We start from the raw sequence: 1,552 nt of genomic DNA on the forward strand, positions 1-1,552 counted from the left end.
GGACAAGTCGGCGAGGCACGTTAAAGAAAATCGGCGGTTTCAGTCACGGAGCGCTTAGTTTCGGGGCAGTCGGACGAACTCAAGCGGCGACCGGCTCATCGGTTACGACCGCTGATATCGCACCTCCCGGACCGAACGGAGACCCGAAGAGTGTTCAGATAGATGATAAATACACCGGAGCCGAGATGTACGGCGAGGGTGACTTCAGAGTCGGTCTCGGAACTGACCTGACGATGTATCCGCCCGTGTACCGTGAGAGTCTTGGAAATGGAAGCGGGGGTTGGGAATTCGACTTCACCGTTTGTGGGTCCACTGCCTGTCGATTTGTGGACAGTAACGGTGACGTCAAAGAGGACGACAAGGCGAAAGAAATGTGGTGGCAGGAAATTAACTTCAACGACATAAATCAGGATTTATACAGTCGGAACGATTCCGACTGGGTCGGGTCGACCCCTGCCGATACCCAACCGGAGTTCGATTACACCGAGTTTGCGCTCGCTCGGGACGGAGTGACGCTCGCTCTCACGGCACTCAACCCCGCAATGGGGAGTCTTGCACTCGGTGCCACGTACTTCCTCAGCGACATGGTGAACTGGATTGCGAGCCAGCACGAAGACGACAGTTCGCTCAAGAGAAAATGGGATTACGACGGGCTAAGTGGGCCGTTGTACGCCGATTCGTCGACGTACCTACTGGCACGCGACGAGATGACTTCGAACTCGTACGAATCATTCACGATCGATAACATCGCCGTTGCCTTCCCAGAGTTCCCCGTCCGGACCAAGTACTACGTCACATTCACTGCGCCGGATGACCCGTCAACGCAGTCGATATCTACGCTCGAAGAGGAGGGAATCTACCGAGTGCCCGCTACGGAAGTGGCTGCGGCCAGACCACCGGGGTCCCGACGTTCCAAATCGGCAGCCGACGAGATGGTGTACGTTGCCGATCCGAAGAAGTTCATAGAGGTCGAGCCGGTGAAGAACCCAAGTATCCCGGACCGAATCTACGAGGAGATAGAGCAAAAAAAGAAACAACGGAGTAGGAAACAGTAGTTACTCGTCCGTCTGTAGCGGTGCCTCTACCCAGGCAGAGTCGGAGGCACCGCTCCGGAGAAGCTTCACCCTCGAGCGCTCGATTTTTTCTGGTACGACTTCGGTCGGTGAGTTAAGAAAGACAGACACTGTTGTCTCGGACATATCCTCCGGGATTACGAACTGCTGTTCAGTCGCTTGAGTGTACTCCCCGCCGTTAAGTTCCCATCGGATAGTCGGGGCACCCTCACCAGTACCATCTTTTTTCAGCCCAACTACGGCGATAAGTTCCTGAGACGAAAGCATGTGCGACTCGGCCGTGTCGATAGTAAACGTTGGTCCTTGTGAATCAGTTGGGGCGGCCAGACAGCCGGTTACGATGGTCGCTATCGCGGTGAGTCCGGATACAATCAGCGTTCGGCGGTGCATACCGAACCTGTGTGTTCCGTTGGTAATGTGTTTTTGGCAGGAGGGGCAGAAAAGAGAGACAAGAGTCACTACTGCTCACTCCCTGACTT

2 protein-coding genes are annotated in these 1,552 nt (G+C 55.2%); one reads left to right on the forward strand and one right to left on the reverse strand.

Annotated features, from left to right (window positions below; translation table 11 throughout):
* Positions 1 to 1,055, forward strand: a 1,055-nt coding sequence (gene halH4 / locus QT222_RS01285) for a halocin-H4 (RefSeq protein WP_491476048.1), incomplete at its 5' end; no start/stop codon positions are given.
* Here halH4 and QT222_RS01290 read toward each other — a convergent pair.
* The gene (locus QT222_RS01290; RefSeq protein ID WP_014732704.1) at positions 1,056 to 1,463 is read right to left on the reverse strand and encodes a hypothetical protein; all 408 of its coding nucleotides are present in this window, start codon (positions 1,461 to 1,463) and stop codon (positions 1,056 to 1,058) included. It abuts the gene before it with no gap.
* Positions 1,464 to 1,552: the final 89 nt, after the last annotated feature.

The organism is Haloferax sp. s1 (assembly GCF_058382125.1).

What these genes read in the sequence shown, in the direction of transcription:
- QT222_RS01290 (WP_014732704.1), bottom strand. Translation starts at nt 1,463, where the DNA reads ATGCACCGCCGAACGCTGATTGTATCCGGACTCACCGCGATAGCGACC.